General features: G+C 71.0%; 16 protein-coding genes and 1 riboswitch. Of the genes, 3 read left to right on the forward strand and 13 right to left on the reverse strand.

Annotated elements, in window-relative coordinates; all coding sequences use genetic code 11:
• The first annotated feature begins 5 nt into the window (after positions 1-5).
• Genes ACIOJD_RS13265 through ACIOJD_RS13275 form a run of 3 tightly spaced genes read left to right on the forward strand, consistent with a single transcriptional unit; the run spans position 6 to position 718 of the window.
• On the forward strand, positions 6-254 hold the full coding sequence (locus ACIOJD_RS13265; RefSeq protein WP_401912100.1) for a hypothetical protein: 249 nt from the start codon (positions 6-8) through the stop codon (positions 252-254).
• Positions 255-265: 11 nt separating this feature from the next.
• The gene (locus tag ACIOJD_RS13270) at positions 266-421 is read left to right on the forward strand and encodes a hypothetical protein (protein ID WP_401912102.1); all 156 of its coding nucleotides are present in this window, start codon (positions 266-268) and stop codon (positions 419-421) included.
• A 33-nt stretch (positions 422-454) separates the two neighbouring features.
• On the forward strand, positions 455-718 hold the full coding sequence (locus tag ACIOJD_RS13275; protein ID WP_401912104.1) for a hypothetical protein: 264 nt from the start codon (positions 455-457) through the stop codon (positions 716-718).
• A 381-nt stretch (positions 719-1,099) separates the two neighbouring features.
• Here ACIOJD_RS13275 and ACIOJD_RS13280 read toward each other — a convergent pair whose 3' ends face one another.
• The 13 genes from ACIOJD_RS13280 to ACIOJD_RS13340 all read right to left on the reverse strand — a co-directional run bounded on the left by ACIOJD_RS13280 (position 1,100) and on the right by ACIOJD_RS13340 (position 17,049).
• The gene (locus tag ACIOJD_RS13280) at positions 1,100-1,504 is read right to left on the reverse strand and encodes a DUF5955 family protein (RefSeq protein ID WP_401912105.1); all 405 of its coding nucleotides are present in this window, start codon (positions 1,502-1,504) and stop codon (positions 1,100-1,102) included.
• A 3-nt stretch (positions 1,505-1,507) separates the two neighbouring features.
• Entirely contained in the window at positions 1,508-3,370 is a 1,863-nt protein-coding gene (locus ACIOJD_RS13285; RefSeq protein WP_401912108.1) for a hypothetical protein, read from the reverse strand.
• A 92-nt stretch (positions 3,371-3,462) separates the two neighbouring features.
• Entirely contained in the window at positions 3,463-4,272 is an 810-nt protein-coding gene (locus ACIOJD_RS13290) for a hypothetical protein (RefSeq protein WP_401912110.1), read from the reverse strand.
• Positions 4,273-4,471: 199 nt separating this feature from the next.
• On the reverse strand, positions 4,472-6,478 hold the full coding sequence (locus ACIOJD_RS13295; RefSeq protein ID WP_401912113.1) for a hydantoinase B/oxoprolinase family protein: 2,007 nt from the start codon (positions 6,476-6,478) through the stop codon (positions 4,472-4,474).
• Between the two features lie 82 nt (positions 6,479-6,560).
• Positions 6,561-8,636, reverse strand: a complete 2,076-nt coding sequence (locus tag ACIOJD_RS13300; protein ID WP_401912116.1) for a hydantoinase/oxoprolinase family protein — start codon at positions 8,634-8,636, stop codon at positions 6,561-6,563.
• Between the two features lies 1 nt (position 8,637).
• Positions 8,638-9,555 (reverse strand): ABC transporter permease, encoded by a 918-nt coding sequence (locus tag ACIOJD_RS13305; RefSeq protein ID WP_401912119.1) that lies wholly within the window; start codon positions 9,553-9,555, stop codon positions 8,638-8,640.
• Positions 9,548-10,426, reverse strand: coding sequence for an ABC transporter permease (locus tag ACIOJD_RS13310; protein ID WP_401912122.1), 879 nt, complete (start codon positions 10,424-10,426; stop codon positions 9,548-9,550). The genes ACIOJD_RS13305 and ACIOJD_RS13310 overlap by 8 nt, the downstream gene beginning before the upstream one ends.
• Positions 10,423-11,757 carry an ABC transporter ATP-binding protein gene (locus tag ACIOJD_RS13315; protein WP_401912125.1) on the reverse strand — a complete coding sequence of 445 codons (1,335 nt, stop codon included), beginning with the start codon at positions 11,755-11,757 and terminating at the stop codon, positions 10,423-10,425. The genes ACIOJD_RS13310 and ACIOJD_RS13315 overlap by 4 nt, the downstream gene beginning before the upstream one ends.
• A gap of 14 nt (positions 11,758-11,771) precedes the next feature.
• Positions 11,772-12,908: a PotD/PotF family extracellular solute-binding protein gene (locus ACIOJD_RS13320; protein WP_401912127.1), complete on the reverse strand. Its 1,137-nt coding sequence runs from the start codon at positions 12,906-12,908 to the stop codon at positions 11,772-11,774.
• Entirely contained in the window at positions 12,905-13,048 is a 144-nt protein-coding gene (locus ACIOJD_RS13325) for a hypothetical protein (RefSeq protein ID WP_401912129.1), read from the reverse strand. Before ACIOJD_RS13325 ends, ACIOJD_RS13320 begins: the two co-directional genes overlap by 4 nt.
• Positions 13,049-13,086: 38 nt before the next feature.
• A riboswitch (SAM riboswitch) is annotated at positions 13,087-13,208 on the reverse strand.
• Positions 13,209-13,434: 226 nt separating this feature from the next.
• Positions 13,435-14,100 (reverse strand): GntR family transcriptional regulator, encoded by a 666-nt coding sequence (locus ACIOJD_RS13330; RefSeq protein ID WP_401912132.1) that lies wholly within the window; start codon positions 14,098-14,100, stop codon positions 13,435-13,437.
• Between the two features lie 223 nt (positions 14,101-14,323).
• Entirely contained in the window at positions 14,324-15,808 is a 1,485-nt protein-coding gene (locus tag ACIOJD_RS13335) for an aldehyde dehydrogenase family protein (RefSeq protein ID WP_401912135.1), read from the reverse strand.
• On the reverse strand, positions 15,808-17,049 hold the full coding sequence (locus ACIOJD_RS13340; RefSeq protein WP_401912137.1) for a cation diffusion facilitator family transporter: 1,242 nt from the start codon (positions 17,047-17,049) through the stop codon (positions 15,808-15,810). The genes ACIOJD_RS13335 and ACIOJD_RS13340 overlap by 1 nt, the downstream gene beginning before the upstream one ends.
• Positions 17,050-17,066 lie beyond the last annotated feature (17 nt).

Raw genomic sequence — 17,066 nt, forward strand, 5'->3', positions numbered from 1 at the left:
CCGTCATGGTCTGGCCACTTGGCATTCTGATCCGCGCGTCAGCCGAGCCGGCCGACGTGGATGACGCCGAGATCGACATGCTCCTCCAAGCCCTGGCGCCCGGCAGGCGGCATCAGCCCGTCCTGGTGTCGGCGGTCGCCGGACTGGGAGGCATCGGCAAGACGGAGCCGGCCCTGCGGACGGCTGCCGAACCGGGTCTTCATCGGTTCGTGCTCGGCCGGTCGGGGCTGGGCTGTTTCGTTCGGGTCATCTGATCGTTACCCTCATGGTCAAGACGCGCGTCAAGATCGCGCAGTCCGGTGCGCCCCAGGCGCCCGTGGCTGGTCCCCGGGCCGGGGAGAAGCGGTCCGTCAGCACGGACGCAGAAGGCCGCAGGACGGAGTCCGTCGAGGTCAAGCCGTCCGTTCCGCCCGCGCAGTGACCTGACGGACACGCCGGAGAAGAAGGGCCCCGTATGAGCAGGCTGCTGGAAGCGGTGTGTGCGCTGACCGTGGGCGTCCTCGTTGCGCTCCTTGTATGGGGTTCTGACCCTGACGCCGTGCGGGTGGTGTGGCGGAAGGGCGAGCTGAGCGGTGTGACGGTCGTGTTCGTGGCGGCGTGTGCGCTGTGGCTGGTGCTGTGGCGCAGGCGTACCGGGCGCGGCCGGCCGGCATGGCCGCTTGTGGTGCTGCTGTGCGGTGCGGCTGTTGTGCTGGTCGTGGCGGCCATGGCCGGTTGACCGGCGCAGGAAGGCAGGTGGGGCTTCCTGTTCGCAGGGCTGTGAGCGCGCAGGTGACTGGCGCGCTGTCGGCGTTCACGCTGATCTCGTCTGCGGTTGAAGCGCTTGCCGCCCGCCCGGCGCCCGGCAGCCCGGCGTGCCGATGCTGATGTCTTGACGACCCCGGGCCTCACCGTGTGGCTCTGACCTGGGTAAAGGCGTTCCTGTGACTGTTTACTGTGTGAGAACGTGAGAGAACACGGCGGGTGCTCCCCTCACTGGCCCGATGGGCTCCAGGGCTGCGTTGTCCCAGGTCAACGGGCATGTCGGCGGGGCAAGCAAGTGCATGTGCAGGTGTCGTCCCTTGTAACCGTGTCCAGGCGGGTCGACGCCGACCTCCTCTCAGAACCAGGGAGCCGCCGCATCGCGCAGCGCCGTGACGGCCTCGGTCAGTGAGGCGGCCGAGGCCAGCGCTCCGGTGATCGTGAAGATGGCGCGCTGGACTCGTCCCCGGACCGGTTCTTCGGTCGACGGCAGCGCCTCGTCCACCTCGTCCAGCGCCGAGACGGCGGCGTCCGCCGCGGCGGGGGGCAGTTCGGCGGCGGTGACGGCCCGCAGCTGCCGGCGCAGTTCCTCGACCGCTTCACGCAGCCGGATCACCTCGGGTGACTCGGCGGGGCCGCGCGTGTCGCCCGCGTGGTGGACGTACGTGGCGCTGCTGCCGTCGCCCGTCTGGGCGTTCCCGTTGAAGGTGCTGCCGCCGCCGATATGGATGCCGCGTCCGTCGTCGGCCGGTAAGTGGGTCATCGTTCAACTCCCTGGTGTGGAGCCGCCGTCGGACCTCGGCCCGACGTGTGGCCGCGGTGTGCTGATCGTCTGGTGACTCGCCCGCGCGTGGTCACCTGTCTGGATGTTCCCGTGCACCGTTCCGTCGACCCGTACCGAGCGGTCGAAGACGATGGTGGCGCGGGCGTCGTACTCGCCGGTGCTGTATCCCGCGTCGCGCAGGGCGGCGCGTACCGCGGTGACGGTCCTGGTCTGGATGCTCTTCAGGAAGCGCTGGACGTCCATCTCCTGGAAGAGCTGCTGGAAGTGGGGTTCCGCCGCCAGCTCCCGGACCGAGTACCGCGGCCCGTGGTCGACCACCCGGTCGGTCGCGCACATGCGTCGGTACCAGGCCTCGGAGCGCGCGGCGGCGGCCGATGTGCGGGAGGGGGCGAAGAGATCGCCCGGGGCGTCGGACACCAGGGTGAAAACCGAGGCGAACGACTCCCGCAGCAGATCCAGCCAGTCCGCCGGGTCGGAGGGCGGCAGCACGTCGTCGATCGCGTGGTAGGCGCGGGCGATCGGTGGCAGCAGGAACGCGCGAGACTCCAGGAACAGCAGACCGCCCTGCATCTGCACCCGGCTGAAGACGGTGAGGACCACCTCGTCGCCCCAACTGCCCACCCGGACCGTCAGATAGTGCCGCAGCCGTTCCTCGGCGAAGAGGTCGAGGCTGTCGGGCCACCAGGTCGGCGGGACATCGGCGCCCGGCGGCGTACGGAGCCGGACGGCCGCGGCGGCGCGGGCCGCGGGCGCCATCAGGTGGAAGGCGGAATCGGGGCCGGTACCGCTCCAGTCCTGTACGGGACCGAGCCGTTTGCCGCTCTTCATGACGTAGTCGTCCACCCGGATTCCGTGCATCCGGTCGCCCGGATAGGCGTCGCCCTCGCCGAGTCGCGACAGTTCGCTCCGTATCCGCGCATGTACGTCGGGCACGGTGAAGGCGGCCGGATGGGCGGCTGCCGCACCGGTCGCCTTACGGGTCGGATCAGGGACCAGCTCGATGGCGAACGACCAGTGGTCCAGCTCGATTCCGGCGCCCACGAACGGTGCGTAGTCGCTGTAGACGACATCCGGGTCGGCCTGCCGGCGCCGCACCTGGTCGATCTGTCGTGCGATGGCTCCTGTGCCGTCGGGATGGTCGGGGGCCCGACCGGTCGCGAAGAGGTGCTTGAGACGGGTCGTGCGGTACTGGTGCACGGCTGCCACGGCCCCCCAGCCGATGAACACCATCAGCATGACCATGAGGTGCCTGCCCAGCCCGGTCGAGTCGGCCGCGCCGTCGCCGCTCTCGCCGAGCGTCGTGATCAGCAGGACCGGGAGCAGGGCCAGGGCGCGCAGCGGTACCCAGGCGAACCACAGGACCACGATCACCAGGAGCAGCGCGCCGACGCCTCGCCCCGGCCGGGTCGTGCCGGAGTCGCCCCGGAGGAGACGTGCCAGCGTACGGCCCAGATACATCGCCAGCCGGGCCAACAGGACCAGCGTCGGCGGGATGAGCGCGCCCGCCACGCTGAACGGCAGCATGAGCAGGGGGATACCGAGCAGGAGCCCCGCCCGGACCGCGGCCCAACGCCGGGCGACGTAGCACTCCTTGAGGACGGCGGCGAGGTCCACCCCGTACGACGGCGGCGGGATACGGTGCGGATTCTCGGCCAGCTCGGCCAGCACGGCGTCCCGGAAGGCCCGGTCGATGTGCGCGGCTCCGCGCAGATAGGCGGTGGCGTCCCCGGGCCGGTTCCCGGCCTGGGACCGGACGAGGTGCCACAGCGCGCTGCCGGGTCGGGGCGGCGCGTGGGGGTCCGGTACGGGGGCCGGGCCCGGCCCGGGGGTGTTCGGATCGGACATGCGGGATGCGGTCCTTCCGTCAGGACGGACAGGGGAGAGCCACGAGGCGGGGACGCGGCGCCGGAGACAGGACGAGCTGTCGGGCGACGCCGTCAGATCCTGGTCCTGTCGCGCTCCGGGAGTCCGTACCGGGAGGCGATCGGCGACCAGGCCGAGAGGAACTTCTCCTTGGCGGCGGTGGCGAGGTCACTGCTTTCGACGCCACGTCGGTACGAGGCGGTGCGGGGCGCATCGCCGGGTGCGCAACCGTCGGCGTCGTCGGCCCAGCCGGCGAACGCCCGGTCGGCGTCGGCCGAGTGCTGCCAGGCCGCCCGCAGGCTGTCGGCGGCGAGCGGGCCGGAATCGACCTTGTCGAGGGGCAGTTCGCCGAGGCGGGTGACCAGGTCCTCGCGCCGGGCAGCGGCGGCGTTGAGGTCCTCGCTCGCCTCCGTGACGGACGTGGGCGATTCACACGCCTCCACGGCACTGACCGCGGCGAGAACCTTCTCGCGGTCGGCGCTGCTTCTCTCCAGCAGCGCGTCCACCGCCCTGGCCTGGTCCTCGGCGGTGGCGGGTGTCTCCTGCGACCGGGGCGATCCCGTTTCGACGGAGGCCGACCCCGCGGGTGGCTGCGCCCCTGCCAGCGACTCCGACCGCGAGGAGGCGGAGCCGGCGGGGTGGTCGGCCTGAGCGGGGGCGGAACGTACGTAGTGGGACACGATCAGGACGATGGCGGCGACGGCCAGCCCACCGGCGAGTGCGAAGAGGATGAACCTTCCCGGCACCGGCCGCTGGTCGTTGTCCGACCGGTCACCGCCCGGTGGCGGGCCGGCCGGCGGAGAGCTGTCGGCCATCCGTACCCAGCCGCCCGCACCGCCGCGGGCCCGCTCGTCCCAGCGCATCGGTTCATGACTCTCGCCCATGTGTGTCCCCCGTCACTCGTGCGCACCTCCACCATGCCACCGATTCCCTTGGTCATAACCGGGGTTGAGTGGAATGGGCCGAAGTTCAGGGAGCGGTGACAGGGCGACACATCAGTCGGGTCTGTCGGCGGGTGCACGCGCATGGGCGGGTGTCGCCCCTGGGCACCCTGCCATCGACCTGCCCAGGAGGATCGTGTCCTCAGCCGGCGGCCTCTTCTTCGAGTTCGGTGGTCTGTGCCGCCAACATGGCGCGGGCGGCAGCGAGTTCGGCGTCGGACGCGGCGACGGCCGGGAAACCGTCCGGGAGTCCGTTCAGCACCGCGGTGTGAATCGCCGCCCGGCGTGCGTAACGACGGGACTGGGGGAGACGGAAGAGCGCGGCGACGAGCCGGTCGGCTGCCTCGGTGTCGTGGACCGCGTCCCAGGCCGCGCGCTCGGGTCCGGTGCCGATGGGTGCGGGTGGTGTGTCGCGGCGCAGCTCCTGGGTCGCCGTCTCGTCCAGGGCGGGGCGACCGTCGGAGGCGGTGGTGACGGCGACACCGTAGTCGCGGGCCGCCGCCTCTCGGGTGACCAGGCCGCGCCGTACGTCGTCGAGCACGGCCAGCGGGTCACGGGTCCAGGGGGCGCCGTAGCCGCCCGCGCCGGAGGTGCGCAGGGTCACGGTGTCGCCGCGGCGCAGCGCCAGCATGTCGATCTTGGTGTGCCGCCGCTCGTCGGCCCGGCCCTCGTTGACGACGAGTTGGGCGGGGGCGCCGGGGCCGCCCCCGGCGGAGCCCCACGGGCGAAAGCGCATCCGCTCCAGGCCGCGCGCGAGGAGCCGGCAGTCGTCGCCGAGGACGCGGAAGACGAGTTCGAGGCCGCAGCCTCCGCGCCAGCGCCCGGGGCCCCCGGAGTCGGGGCGCAGCGCGTAGCGGATGATCTGGGCGCCGATCTCGGTCTCGACGGTCTCCACCGGGTTGTTGGCGAGGTTGGAGATACCGCTGTCACGGCCGTCGACGCCGTCGGCGCCGTCCCGGGCGCCGGTGCCGCCGACCATGGGCTCCAGTACCTGTACGTTCTGGCCGCCGCCCGGCGCGTTCTCGGCGACGACGACGGGGACGACGAGGCCGCTGCTGGCCGCGGGCATCACCTCGGGGGCGGCCAGCCCGAGTGCTCCGCCGAGTGCGTCGTTGACGCGGGAGGCGGTGGCGTGCCGGATGCCGACGGCCGCTGGCGGCAGGGCGTTGACGACGGAGCCCTCGGGGGCGGTGACGCTCACCGGCCGGATCAGCCCGCCGTTGAGCGGGACGGCCGGGTCGAGCGTGCAGATGAGCGCGAGGACCCGGGTGGTGATCCAGGCGTGGGCCCGGCCGTGGCTGGCGATGTTGAACGCGGCGTCGACCTGCGGGTCGGTGCCGGTGAAGTCCAGGTGCAGCGCGCCCCGGTCGAGGGTGACGGTGACGGAGATCCGCACCGGGACCGGGGAGACCGCGTCGTCGTCGAGGTAGTCGGTGAACCGGTAGGTGCCGTCGCGCAGTTGAGCGAGCGCGGCGGTGGCCTTCTCCGCGGTGTAGTCGACGAGGTCGGTGTGGGCGGCGGCGATGTCGGCGGCGCCGTGCTGCGCGATCACCTGTGTCAGCCGCTCGCGGCCGGTGCGCAGGGCGGCGAGCATGGCCCGCAGGTCACCGTCGTTGGCCTCGGGGGTACGGCTGTTGGCGGCGAGGAGTGCGGCGATGTCGCGGCTCGGTTCGCCGGCGCGCAACAGCTTCACCGGCGGTATGCGCAGGCCTTCCTGGTAGATCTCGTGGTTGGTGGGCGCGAGGCTGCTGGGTACCCGCCCGCCGATGTCGGAGCAGTGGATGAACGCCCAGCCGTAGGCCGCGATCTCACCGTTGTGGAAGTAGGGCTCGATGAGCTGGATGTCGGTGAGGTGGGTGGCCAGGCCGCCCGAGGTGTACGGGTCGTTGGTCACGATCACATCGCCGGGCTCCAGGGGCCCGGCCTGCTCGACGGCGGTACGTACGTCGAGGCCGACGAAGCCGGAGACACCGATGCCGCGCGGATACGCGGTGAAACGGCCGTCCGGTCCGGCGAGCGCGCAGCAGAAGTCGGCCGTCTCCTTGACGTACAGGGAGCGGCTGGTGCGCTGGAGGGTGAGGCACATCTCCTCGGTGAGGGCACCGAGCTTGTTGCCGATGATCTCCAGCGTGACCGGGTCGAGCTTCATGGGCGGATGTGTCCTTGCGTTGTCAGAAGTACCGGAGACGGAGCCGTTGTCCAGAGCACCGGAGACGGAGCCGTTGCCGTGGTCAGGAGTATCGGAGACGGAGATTGCCGAGCCGGTCGACGGTGGCCGACCAGCCCGGAGGCACCAGTACGGTGGTGTCGTCCTGCTCGACCACGGCCGGTCCCGTGAGGATGTGCCCGGTGCGCAGCGCGTCCCGCTTGTGCACGTCCGCGGTGACCCGGCGCCCGGAGAGCAGGACGGTCCGGTGGCCGGCGGGGCCGGTCGGTGCGGCGTTCGCGGTGTCGGGCAGGCGAGCCGGGGTGAGATCGGGGCCCGCCGCGCTGATGGCGAGCCGGGCGGTGCCGATACGGATGGCGGCGCCGGCGTCCCGGAACCCGTAGAGACGTTCGTGTTCCTGGTGGAACGCCTCGGTGAGTCCGGCCGGGGTGAGGGGGGACGTGAGGGGGACCCGGAGTTCGTAGGCCTGCCCGGTGTAGCTCATGTCGACGGCGAGGGTGAGGTGGGTGGCCCCGGTGGCGGGGCCCTGCTCGGAGAGCCAGGTGCGTGCCTGGCTCTCCAGCCCGGCCAGGATGGAGCGCAGGGCGTCGACGCTGGTGTCGTCCAGATCGCGGCGCAGGCTGCGGGCGAAGTCGCGGCGCAGGTCCGCGCCGACGGCGCCCAGCGCGCAGAAGGTCGCGGCGGTGGGCGGGACGACGATCTCGCGGATGCCGACTTCCTCGGCGAGTACGGCCGCGTGGGTGGGGCCCGCGCCACCGAACGGGACAAGGGTGAACTCGGCCGGATCGAGGCCGCGTCCGGCGAGGGTCTTCTGGAGTTCCACGGCCATACCGGCGGTGGCGACCCGCAGGGCGCCGTCGGCGGCCTGGTCGGCGCTGTCGAAACCGAGGCCTTCCGCGACCCGGCCCAGGGCGCGGGCGGCGGCGGGCGCGTCGAGGGCCATCCGTCCGCCGAGGAAGGTGGCGGGGTCGATGACGCCGGTGTGCAGGTAGCAGTCGGTGACGGTGGGGCGGATGCCGCCGCGGCCGTAGGCCACGGGGCCCGGGTCGGCTCCGGCGCTGTCGGGGCCGACCTTGAGGACGCCGTACTCGTCGGCTCGTACGACCGAGCCGCCGCCCGCGCCGATGGCGCTCACCGCGACCACGGGAAGGATGAGCGGAAGCCCGCCGATCGTGGTGTGGGTGGCGAACTCCGGTTCGCCGTCGACGGCGATGGCGATGTCGCTGCTGGTACCGCCCATGTCGAAGGTGACGAGGCGCTGGATCCCGGCGGCGCGGCCGAGCCGGGTGGCGGCGGTGACACCGGCGGCCGGTCCGGACAGCACGGTTTCGATGGGACGTTCGGCGGCCGAGCGCAGGCTGAGCGAACCGCCGTTGGAAGCGGCGATATAGACGGGAGCGGTCACGCCCAGGCCGTCCAGCAGTGCTTCGAGCCGGTCGAAGTAACGCCGCATCAGCGGCTGGATGTACACGTTGAGGCAGGCGACGAGGGCCCGTTCGAACTCGCGGACCTCGGGCCAGATCGCGGCCGAGGAGGTCAGCGGCAGACCGGGCAGCAGGGCGCCGAGCCGTTCCGTCAGCCGGGCCTCGAAGGCGGGATCGGTGTGCCCGTGGAGGACGAGTACGGCGGCGGCCTCCGCCCCGGTGGCCGCCAACTCCTCGGCGACACGGGCGAGTTCCCGGTCGTCCGGGGTGTGTACGGGACGCCCGTCCGGGCCCAGCCTGGCCGCGATCTCCACGATCCGGTCCCGTGGAACGAGCGGTTCCTCCTTGACGGCGTGCAGGTCGAAGGAGGACGGCATCCGGCTGCGGCCGATCTCCAGGATGTCCCGGTAGCCCTCGGTGACGACCAGCGCGATACGGGCGCCACGGCGCTGGATGATCGCGTTCAGACCGATGGTGGTGCCATGGGTGATGGAGGCGAGATCACCGGAGCGCAGCCCGGCCCGGTCGAGGACGGCGGCGAGGCCGTCGGCGACGGCGCGGGCGGGGTCGCCGGGGGTGCTGGGCTCCTTGTGGTGGAGCAGCCCCCGGGCGTCGCCCGGCAGCGCGAGGACGAAGTCGGTGAAGGTGCCGCCCACGTCGATCCCGACACGGGCGCCCGGAGCGGCGGTGAGGCCGACAGGCACATCAGCGGTCATGTCAGAGCACCTCGGAGAAATTCGTGAACCGGTCGACCGCCACCAGCACGACCACGCTGATGAGCATCAGAAGAGTGGATACGGCGGCCACGGACGGATCGAGCTGGAACTGGACTGCGGAGAAGATCCGTACCGGCACGGTCGTGGTGTTGGACCCCGAGACGAGCGCGGAGACCGCCACCTCACCGAGCGAGGTGACGGCGGCGAAGACCGCTCCCGCGAGAATGCCGGGGCGCAGCAGCGGCAGGGTGACGGTGCGGAAGGTACGTATCCGCCCGGCGCCGAGGGCGGCCGCCGCCCGTTCCAGTGTCGGGTCGAGGGCCTGGGCGCTCACCATCACGGTACGGACGACGAACGGCAGCGCGACCAGGGAGTGCGCGAGCCACAGCCCCGTGAGGCTGTTGACCAGGCCGAGGCCCTGGAAGTAGTAGAGCAGGCCCAGCGCGATGATGATCTCCGGGACCATCAGCGGTGCCAGGGCGAGGCCGGAGAGCAGGCCGCGGCCGGGGAAGTCGCCGCGCACCAGGCCGTACGCGGCGAGCGTACCGATGGTCACGGTGGTGACGACGACCAGCAGCACCAGAAGTCCGCTGAGCCGGAACGACACCAGCCAGTCGGGGGAGGTGAGCACCTCGCCGTACCAGCGCAGGGAGATGCCGCGCGGCGGGAAGCTCAGCGAACTGGTGGAGTTCAGTGAGCTGAGCGCCAGGACGGCGAGCGGCGCCAGCAGGAACAGGAAGACGGCCGTGGCGGGCAGCGCGGCGGCGATCCGTCCGCCGCGGCGCAGAAGGGCGGAGCCCAGGGCGCCGGCCGGGCGGTCGGTCCCGGCCGCGGGCCGGTCGGTGCTCCGGTCCGGTCCGGTTGCGGAGATCTTCGTCGTACGGGGCGTACCGGTCGTACGGGGGGACGGGTCAGCCATGGAGTTTCCGTTCCCAGAGGCGGAATCCGGTGCCGAGGGCACTGACGCCCAGCAGGGTCAGCAGGAGCAGGGTCAGGCTGAGCGCCGCGGCGACCGGGTAGTCGAAGACGCTGGTGATCTGGCTGTAGACGCGCAGCCCGGCGAGCGGCTGATTGGCGCCGCCGACCAGCAGCGGGGTGATGTAGATGCCCATGGCCAGCGCGAAGACCACGGTCGCTCCCACGGCGATGCCGGGGAGACCGAGCGGCACGGTGATCTTCCAGAAGGTACGTACCGACCCGGCGCCCAGAGTCCGCGAGGCGCGGCGGAGGTTGTCGTCGATCGAGCCCAGCGCGGTGGTCAGCGGCAGGATCGCGAACGGGAGCAGGACATGGGTGACGGAGACGACCACGACCAGATAGCTGGTCAGCAGTTGGGCGGGCCGCTCCAGCAGGCCGATGCCGACGAGCACCCGGTTCACCGCGCCGTTGGCGGAGAACAGCACGACCCAGCCGTAGCTGCGGACGACCACGCTGGTCAGCAGCGGTGAGACGACCGCGACGAACAGCAGGGTGCGCAGCACTCCGGCCCGCGCCCGGGAGAGCGCGTAGGCGGCGGGGAAGCCGAGCAGGACGCACAGGGCGGTGACCAGCAGGGAGGTGAGCAGGCTGTGCCACAGGGCCTCGGAGAAGAACGACTCGGTGAACACCCTGCCGTACTGCGTGAGCGAATAACCGTCCTGCGGATAGCCGTTGGCATCCACCGGGTGGAGGCTGAGTTCGAGGACCCGCACCAGCGGGACCACGAACAGGGCGAGCAGGAAGACGACGACGGGGATGACGGGCAGCAGGCCGCGCAGTCGGCGCGGTGCCCGGATGGCGGCCGGGCTCATCCGGCCGGCTCTTCTCCGGGCGCGGGCTTTTCCACGTTCCCGGGCTCGTCGTTCCCGGGCTCGTCATGCCCGAGCTTGTCGTGGCCGGGCTTTTCGTGCCCGTGCTTCCTCTCGTGCCCGTGCTTCTCTTCGGGACCGGGCTTTTCCACATCCCCGGGCTTTTCCACATCCCCGGGCTTCTCCTCGTGCCCGAGGACAATGACGTCGGCGGGCGCCCAGCCGAAGGAGACGGCCGCACCGACGGCGGGAGGTTCCTCCGTCGTCCGCGCGTTGACCGCGAAGCCTTCGGCCACGACGACCTGTACCTCCCAGGCCTCACCGGTGAACGCCCGGTAGCCGACGATCCCGGAGCCCCGGTGGCCGCTCGCGCCCGGGAAGGCAGCGGGCTCCGCGTCGGCCGGGAGGACGACGATCCGTTCCGGACGTACGGCGAGCGTGGTGGGCACGCCGTCCGGCAGCCCGCCCAGACCGGAGTCCAGGCGGGTTCCGGAGACGTCGAGCGTCCCGTCCGAAGTGCCGGTGCCACGCAGGATGTTGGCCGCGCCGATGAACTCGGCGACGAAACGGGTCGCCGGTGCCCGGTACACCTCGGTGGGGGTGCCGAGCTGTTCGACCCGGCCACCGTTCATCACGGCGATCCGGTCGGACAGCGACATCGCCTCTTCCTGGTCGTGCGTGACGAACACCATGGTGATGCCCAGGCGCTGCTGAAGCGCCCTCAGCTCCACCCGCATCTCTCGGCGCAGCTTGGCGTCGAGATTGGACAGCGGCTCGTCGAGCAGCAGGACGGCGGGCCGGGTGGCCAGCGCGCGGGCCACGGCGACGCGCTGCTGCTGGCCGCCGGAGAGCTGCTTGGGCCGACGGCCCGCGTACTGCTCCAGGCCGACCAGACGCAGTGACTCCTCGACCCGCGCGGTCCGCTCCGCGCGGTCGACGCGGCGTACCTTGAGCCCGTACGCGACATTGTCGGCGACCGTCATGTGCGGGAAGAGCGCGTAGTTCTGGAAGACCAGCCCGAGTCCGCGACGGTGCGTGGGTACGTCGGTGAGGTCCGTGCCGTCCAGGGTGATCCGGCCCGCGGTGGGGCGTACGAAACCGGCCAGGCTTCCCAGCAGGGTCGTCTTGCCGCAGCCGCTGGGGCCGAGGATGGACAGGAACTCGCCGCGCCGGATGGTCAGCCGGTCGACGTCGAGTACCCGCTGGCCCTCGTAACCGGCGGCGAGGCCGTCGATTTCGATGTGTGCGTCTTCGGTGTGTGCGTCGTCGATGATCTGTGAGTCGTCGCTCTGGGCGTCTTCTTCGACGTCTTCGACGCGTGTTTCGTCGGTCACTTGGGGATCGCCGCTCACTTGAATATCTGGTTCCAACGCTGCTGCCACTCGTTCAGCTGGGGAGTCGCCGTCTTGTAGTCGACCCAGGTGAACTTCTTGTAGACGGCCTCGCCGTACTTCACCTTGTCCTTGAACGCGGGGCTGTAGTCGATGGAGTCGTTGCCCCCGCCGTAGAAGGTGCCCTCGGCGAAGGGCTTCTGGTGCTGGGCGGAGCTCAGGTAGTCCAGGAACTTGTACGCCGCCTCGCTGTGCTGCGAGCCCTTGGGGACGTAGTACGAGGTCAGCGCGCCGACCGCACCGGAGGCGGGGTAGGTGAAGCCGATCGGCTGCCCTTCCTTCTCCATGGCGAAGGCACGGCCGTCCCAGAAGGGCACGATCCACGCGTCGCCGTTCTGGAGGACCGTGGAGACGCTGCCGGCGTCCGCCGGGTAGGCCGAGACGCAGCCCTTCAGCTCGGCGAGCTTGTCGAACGCCTTGTCCACGTCGGCCGGGTTGGAGAGCTTGCCGCCCCCCTGGGAGACCAGCGCGGAGAAGAACTCCAGGCCCGCGTTGTAGGTCAGCGGGGGCAGCGCGACATGACCGCAGTACTTCTTGTCGAAGATGTCGGTCCAGCCCTGGGGAGCCTGCTTGATCTTGTCGGTGCGGTAGAGCAGGCCGTTGGAGCCGGTGGTCAGCGGGACGCCGTAGGCGGAGCCGCCGATGGTGGACTGCTTGGTCAGTACCGGATCGAGTTGCTTCCAGTGGCTGAGATCGGCTGTCTTGAGCGGCTGGAGGAGATCGCCGCCGACGGCCTGGTGCAGTGAGCCGGGGGTGAGGGCGACGACGTCGAACGGCGCGTCCTTGCCGCCCGCGGCACGCAGCTTGGTGAGGAAGCCCGAGTCGGCTCCGTAGACGACGTTCACCTTGATGCCGGTGTCCTTCTCGAACGGCTTGACGAAGGACTTCTTGAACAGCTCCCCCCACTCACCGGCGAACGCGGTGACGGTGATCTGCTCGCCCTTGCCGCCGGAGGATCCGCCGGAGTCACCGCCCGTGTCGACGCTGCAGCCGGTGGCGACGGCGAGGACGGTGGCGGTGCCTGCCGACACGACGACCGGCAGATACCCGCGCCCGCGGGGGCGGCGAGGGCGGTAGGACAGGACGGATCTCATCGTTGGAGGGCTCCTCCGTGCGGGGTGGCGACGCGCTGCGGGCCGACCCATGAGTGATTGATCAGCGGCCGCTCGACAGGGAGGAACCGCGGCGCGGAGTGCCGGCGGGACGGGGCGTGACGCACTGTCTTCGCTGCCATGCCGTGCTCCTGTCCCAGGTCCTGGACCTGAAACGACAGGTCCGCGCTTGCTCCCGGCACATCCGTGTGCGCGTGGAGCCATGTCATCACCCGGGGCACCCCACCGCAGAAGGAGGGTTGCCGCCCAGCAAGCCGGGGCTTGTCGCTGGAACTCGTGACGTGGGAAAAAGTAACACCAAATTCAGCCAATCTGAAGATGATGTGAGTCACAGAGGTGATCACGCTGCGGGTGTGCGCCGACGGGCCTTGGGCCGCGCGGTCACGACTGCCGCACCGACTGCCGGATCGACAGCCTGCACACGCGTCGGCCCTGACCTCCCCGGCGGGCCTCCGAGCGGGTCCGGCCGGCGATCCGGCCTCCAAGCCCCTTGCTCCGCCTGAGGTGTTCAGACCCTGTCGGTGAAATAGCTCAGCGCCGCGTCGAGATGGCTGTCCACTGCCGCGAGAAGCCGCCGCTCGGAGCCCGCGCGGAGAAGGCCGATGAGCTTATGGTGCTCCTGGGCCAGGGAGGCCTCCATCGGGGCGGCTTCCGCCATGCCCGACAGGCAGATGCGGGTCTCCGCGACAAGCGTCGCGAACATCCGGGACAGCCGGGGGCTTTCGGCGGATTCCACCAACATCTCGTGGAAGGCGAGGTCTTGAGCCACGACGTCGGACAGGCTCTGGGAGGACGACACCTCCGCCAGCTCGTCGACGAGAGCGTCGAGGCGGGTCAGATACCGCTCGTCCTTGCTCTTCCACAGCAGCGAGGCCGCTTTGTGCTCGATGAGACGCCGGGTGAGGAAGACGTCCACCATGTCCCCGGGGCCCAGCTCCACGACGAACACGCCGCGGTTCTTCACATTGAGGAGCAGCCCCTCCTGGATGAGCCGCTGGAGAGCCTCGCGAACAGGGCCCCTGCTGATCCCGAACGTGGCCGCCAGCTGTGCTTCCCCCATCTGGCTGCCCGGCCGGAACGTGCCGTCCACGATGCGTTCCCGGAGTTGGTCGATGACCAGACTCGACGTGGTGCGGCTTGCGATCGGGACGAGTCCCTCAATCACCTGGGTCACGGCTCCCCAACTAGGCAAACGGTCATGGTCGACTTCACGAGCACGATCCGATCCGCCTGGTCGGGCGGGTCAGAGGCGTCGGGTGGGCGAGGGCCCGTCCAGGCCCTCGCCCACCCGACATCCACCTCCGAGGTGGCCGGCGCACGCCAACACCTCAGCTCGCTTATTGTCTACAATACACTGCTTGCTGCCGCTCATGTCGCGGAACGGCCCGGGGAGGCTGTCAACACCGGCGGATGGCGACGATCTTGGGTTCCGTCATGGCTTCCACCGCGTAGCGCACCCCCTCCCTGCCGACACCCGACCGCTTGGGCCCGCCGAACGGCATGGCGTCGATCCTGAAGTCGCTGCTGTCATTGATCATCACCGCTCCGACCCTGAGCCGCTCCGCGAGGTCGAGGGCCCTGTCGATGCTGCCCGTGAAGACACCCGCCTGGAGGCCGAACTCCGTGCTGTTGGCCTGGCGGACCGCATCGTCCACGGAGTCGAACGCGTTGATGACCAGGGCAGGACCGAAGACCTCATCGGTCATCAGACGAGTGCCGGCAGGCACCCGGGTGAGGACCGTCGGCCAGTGGAAAGCGCCTTCCCGACGGCCACCGGCACGGATCTCGGCGCCGCGTTCCCGCGCCTCCTCGACCCACGCCGCCACCCGTACCGCCTCCCGCTCCTCGATCATCGGGCCGACATCCGTCAAGGGATCCCTCTTGCTGCCCACTCGCAGCAGCCGGGTCGCGGTCACCACATCCTCGGTGAACCGCTCGGCGAGTTCCGCGGCCACGAAGACCCGCTGGACGGACAGGCAGTTCTGCCCGGCCACGCCGAACGCGCCTGCCACCACCGCCCGCGCGGCACGGGACACCTCGGCGTCCGCGAGGACGATCACGCAGTTGTTGCCGCCGAGTTCCATCAGGGTCTTCCTGGCCCCGGCGGCGCGCGCCACCGCGTTCCCCGTCCGGTGCCCTCCGGTGAAGGACACCAGGTCGACGAGCGGGTGGCTCACCAGCGCCTGCCCCGCCGTGCTGCCCGCTCCCGGGACGACCGCGAGGCGTTCGGCGGGGACCCCGGCGTCCAGGAGGACGGCCATGAACGCCAGCGCGGTGAACGGCGTCGTCTCGGCCGGTTTCAGCACGACACCGTTGCCCGCGACGAGGGCGGGCCCCAGCTTGTGCGCGATCAGATTCAGCGGGTCGTTGAACGGTGTGATCGCGGCGACCACTCCGACCGGTTCGCGCGTGTACCAACCGAGCCGGTCCTGGCCCCGGGGCGTGTCCCCGAAGGGCAGCGTCTCGCCGGTGAGCCGTCCGGCCTGCTCCGCCGAGAGACGCAGCGTCTCCGCCGCCCGGGACACCTCGGCGTCCGCTTCCCGTACGGTCTTGCTGCCCTCCCGGGAGATCACCTCGGTGAACAGGGCGCGGCGTTCCCGTACGAGGGAGGCGGCGGTCCGCAGCGCCTCGCGCCGGCTCCAGGCCGGCCAGGCCGGTCCCTCGTGCACCGCCGCGGCCACGGAGGTGACCGCCGCGTCCACGTCCGCGGCGCTCGCGTCGGTCACGTACCCGAGCAGGGCGCCGTCCTCCGGGTCGTACACCGGGAAGGAGGAGTCGCCGTCGCGCCAGACACCGGACCAGAACGCGCCCGCGGCCGGCTGCCAGACCGGCGGCGCCGATCCCGGTGCCACCGTGGCGGTGGCACCGGGCGCGACGGTCATCAGGTCACCTTCGTGAAGTGATGGGCGGACACCTGGTGGAAGTCGCGGTCGTCATGACTGCACGGGCTGATGTGGACCGACGCGTCCTCCAGCTTGGCGATGTCGTGCAGCAGCCGGTGGCGGACCTCCTCGGCGATGTCGTGCCCCTCGACGACGGAACTCCCGCAGTCGACGACGATGGCCGCCTCGGCCCGCAGCCGGTGGCCGAGCCAGCGCATCCGGACCACCTCGATCGCGATGACTCCGGGCACCTGGCTGATCGTCTCCTCCGCGGCCGTGACGGTCTCCGGATCGACGGAGTCCATCAGCCTGCGGAAGATGTCACGCACCGCACCGCGCAGCACCATGAGGATCATGATCGTCACGAGCAGACCGACGATCGGGTCGGCCAGCGGGAAGCCGAGCCAGACGCCCAGCGCGCCGAACACCACCGCCAGGGAGGTGAAACCGTCGGTACGGGCGTGCAGGCCGTCGGCGACCAGCGCGGCGGAGCCGATTCTGCGCCCCACGCTGATCCGGTACTTGGCGACGAGTTCGTTGCCGACGAAACCGACGGCACCCGCGATCGCGACCATCCAGACCGACTCCAGCTCCCGGGGGTTCAGCAGCCGGTCGACGGACTCCCAGCCCGCGACCACCGCGGAGATGGTGATCATGAGGACGATGAAGATGCCGGCCAGGTCCTCGGAACGCCCGTAGCCGTAGGTGTAGCGGCGGGAGGCGGCGCGGGCGCTCAGCGCGAAGGCGAACCACAGCGGCAGTGCGGTCAGCGCGTCGGAGAAGTTGTGGATGGTATCGGCGAGCAGCGCGACCGAGCCCGAGACCGCGAAGACGCCCACCTGGAGCAGGGCGGTCACCATGAGAGCGACCAGGCTGACCTTCAGCGCGCGGATGCCCTCGGCGGACGACTCCAGCGCGTCGTCCGTCGAGTCGGCGGCGTCGTGGCTGTGCGGACGGAAGATCTCCAGGAGGGCGCCACGCAGACCGCCGGGGTGGCTGTGCCCGTCCCCGTGGTCGTGGCCGTGCCCCTCGCCGTGACCGTGGCCGTGGCCCTTGTCGTGGCCGTGGCTGTGCCCCTTGCCGTGGCCGTGGCCGGGGCTGTCCTTGTGGTCGTGGCTGTGCGGGTCCGGCCGACCGTGATCGTGCCCGTGCCCGTGGCCGGACGCGCCATCGCCGTCATGCCGGTGTTCGTTGTGGTGGTGGCCGTCCTGGTGCGCGGTATCGGGCCTGTCTGCGGACATGGCTGCATCCTCGTCTC

The sequence above is a fragment of the Streptomyces sp. NPDC088116 genome (genome assembly GCF_044741745.1).
Lineage (GTDB): Bacteria > Actinomycetota > Actinomycetes > Streptomycetales > Streptomycetaceae > Streptomyces.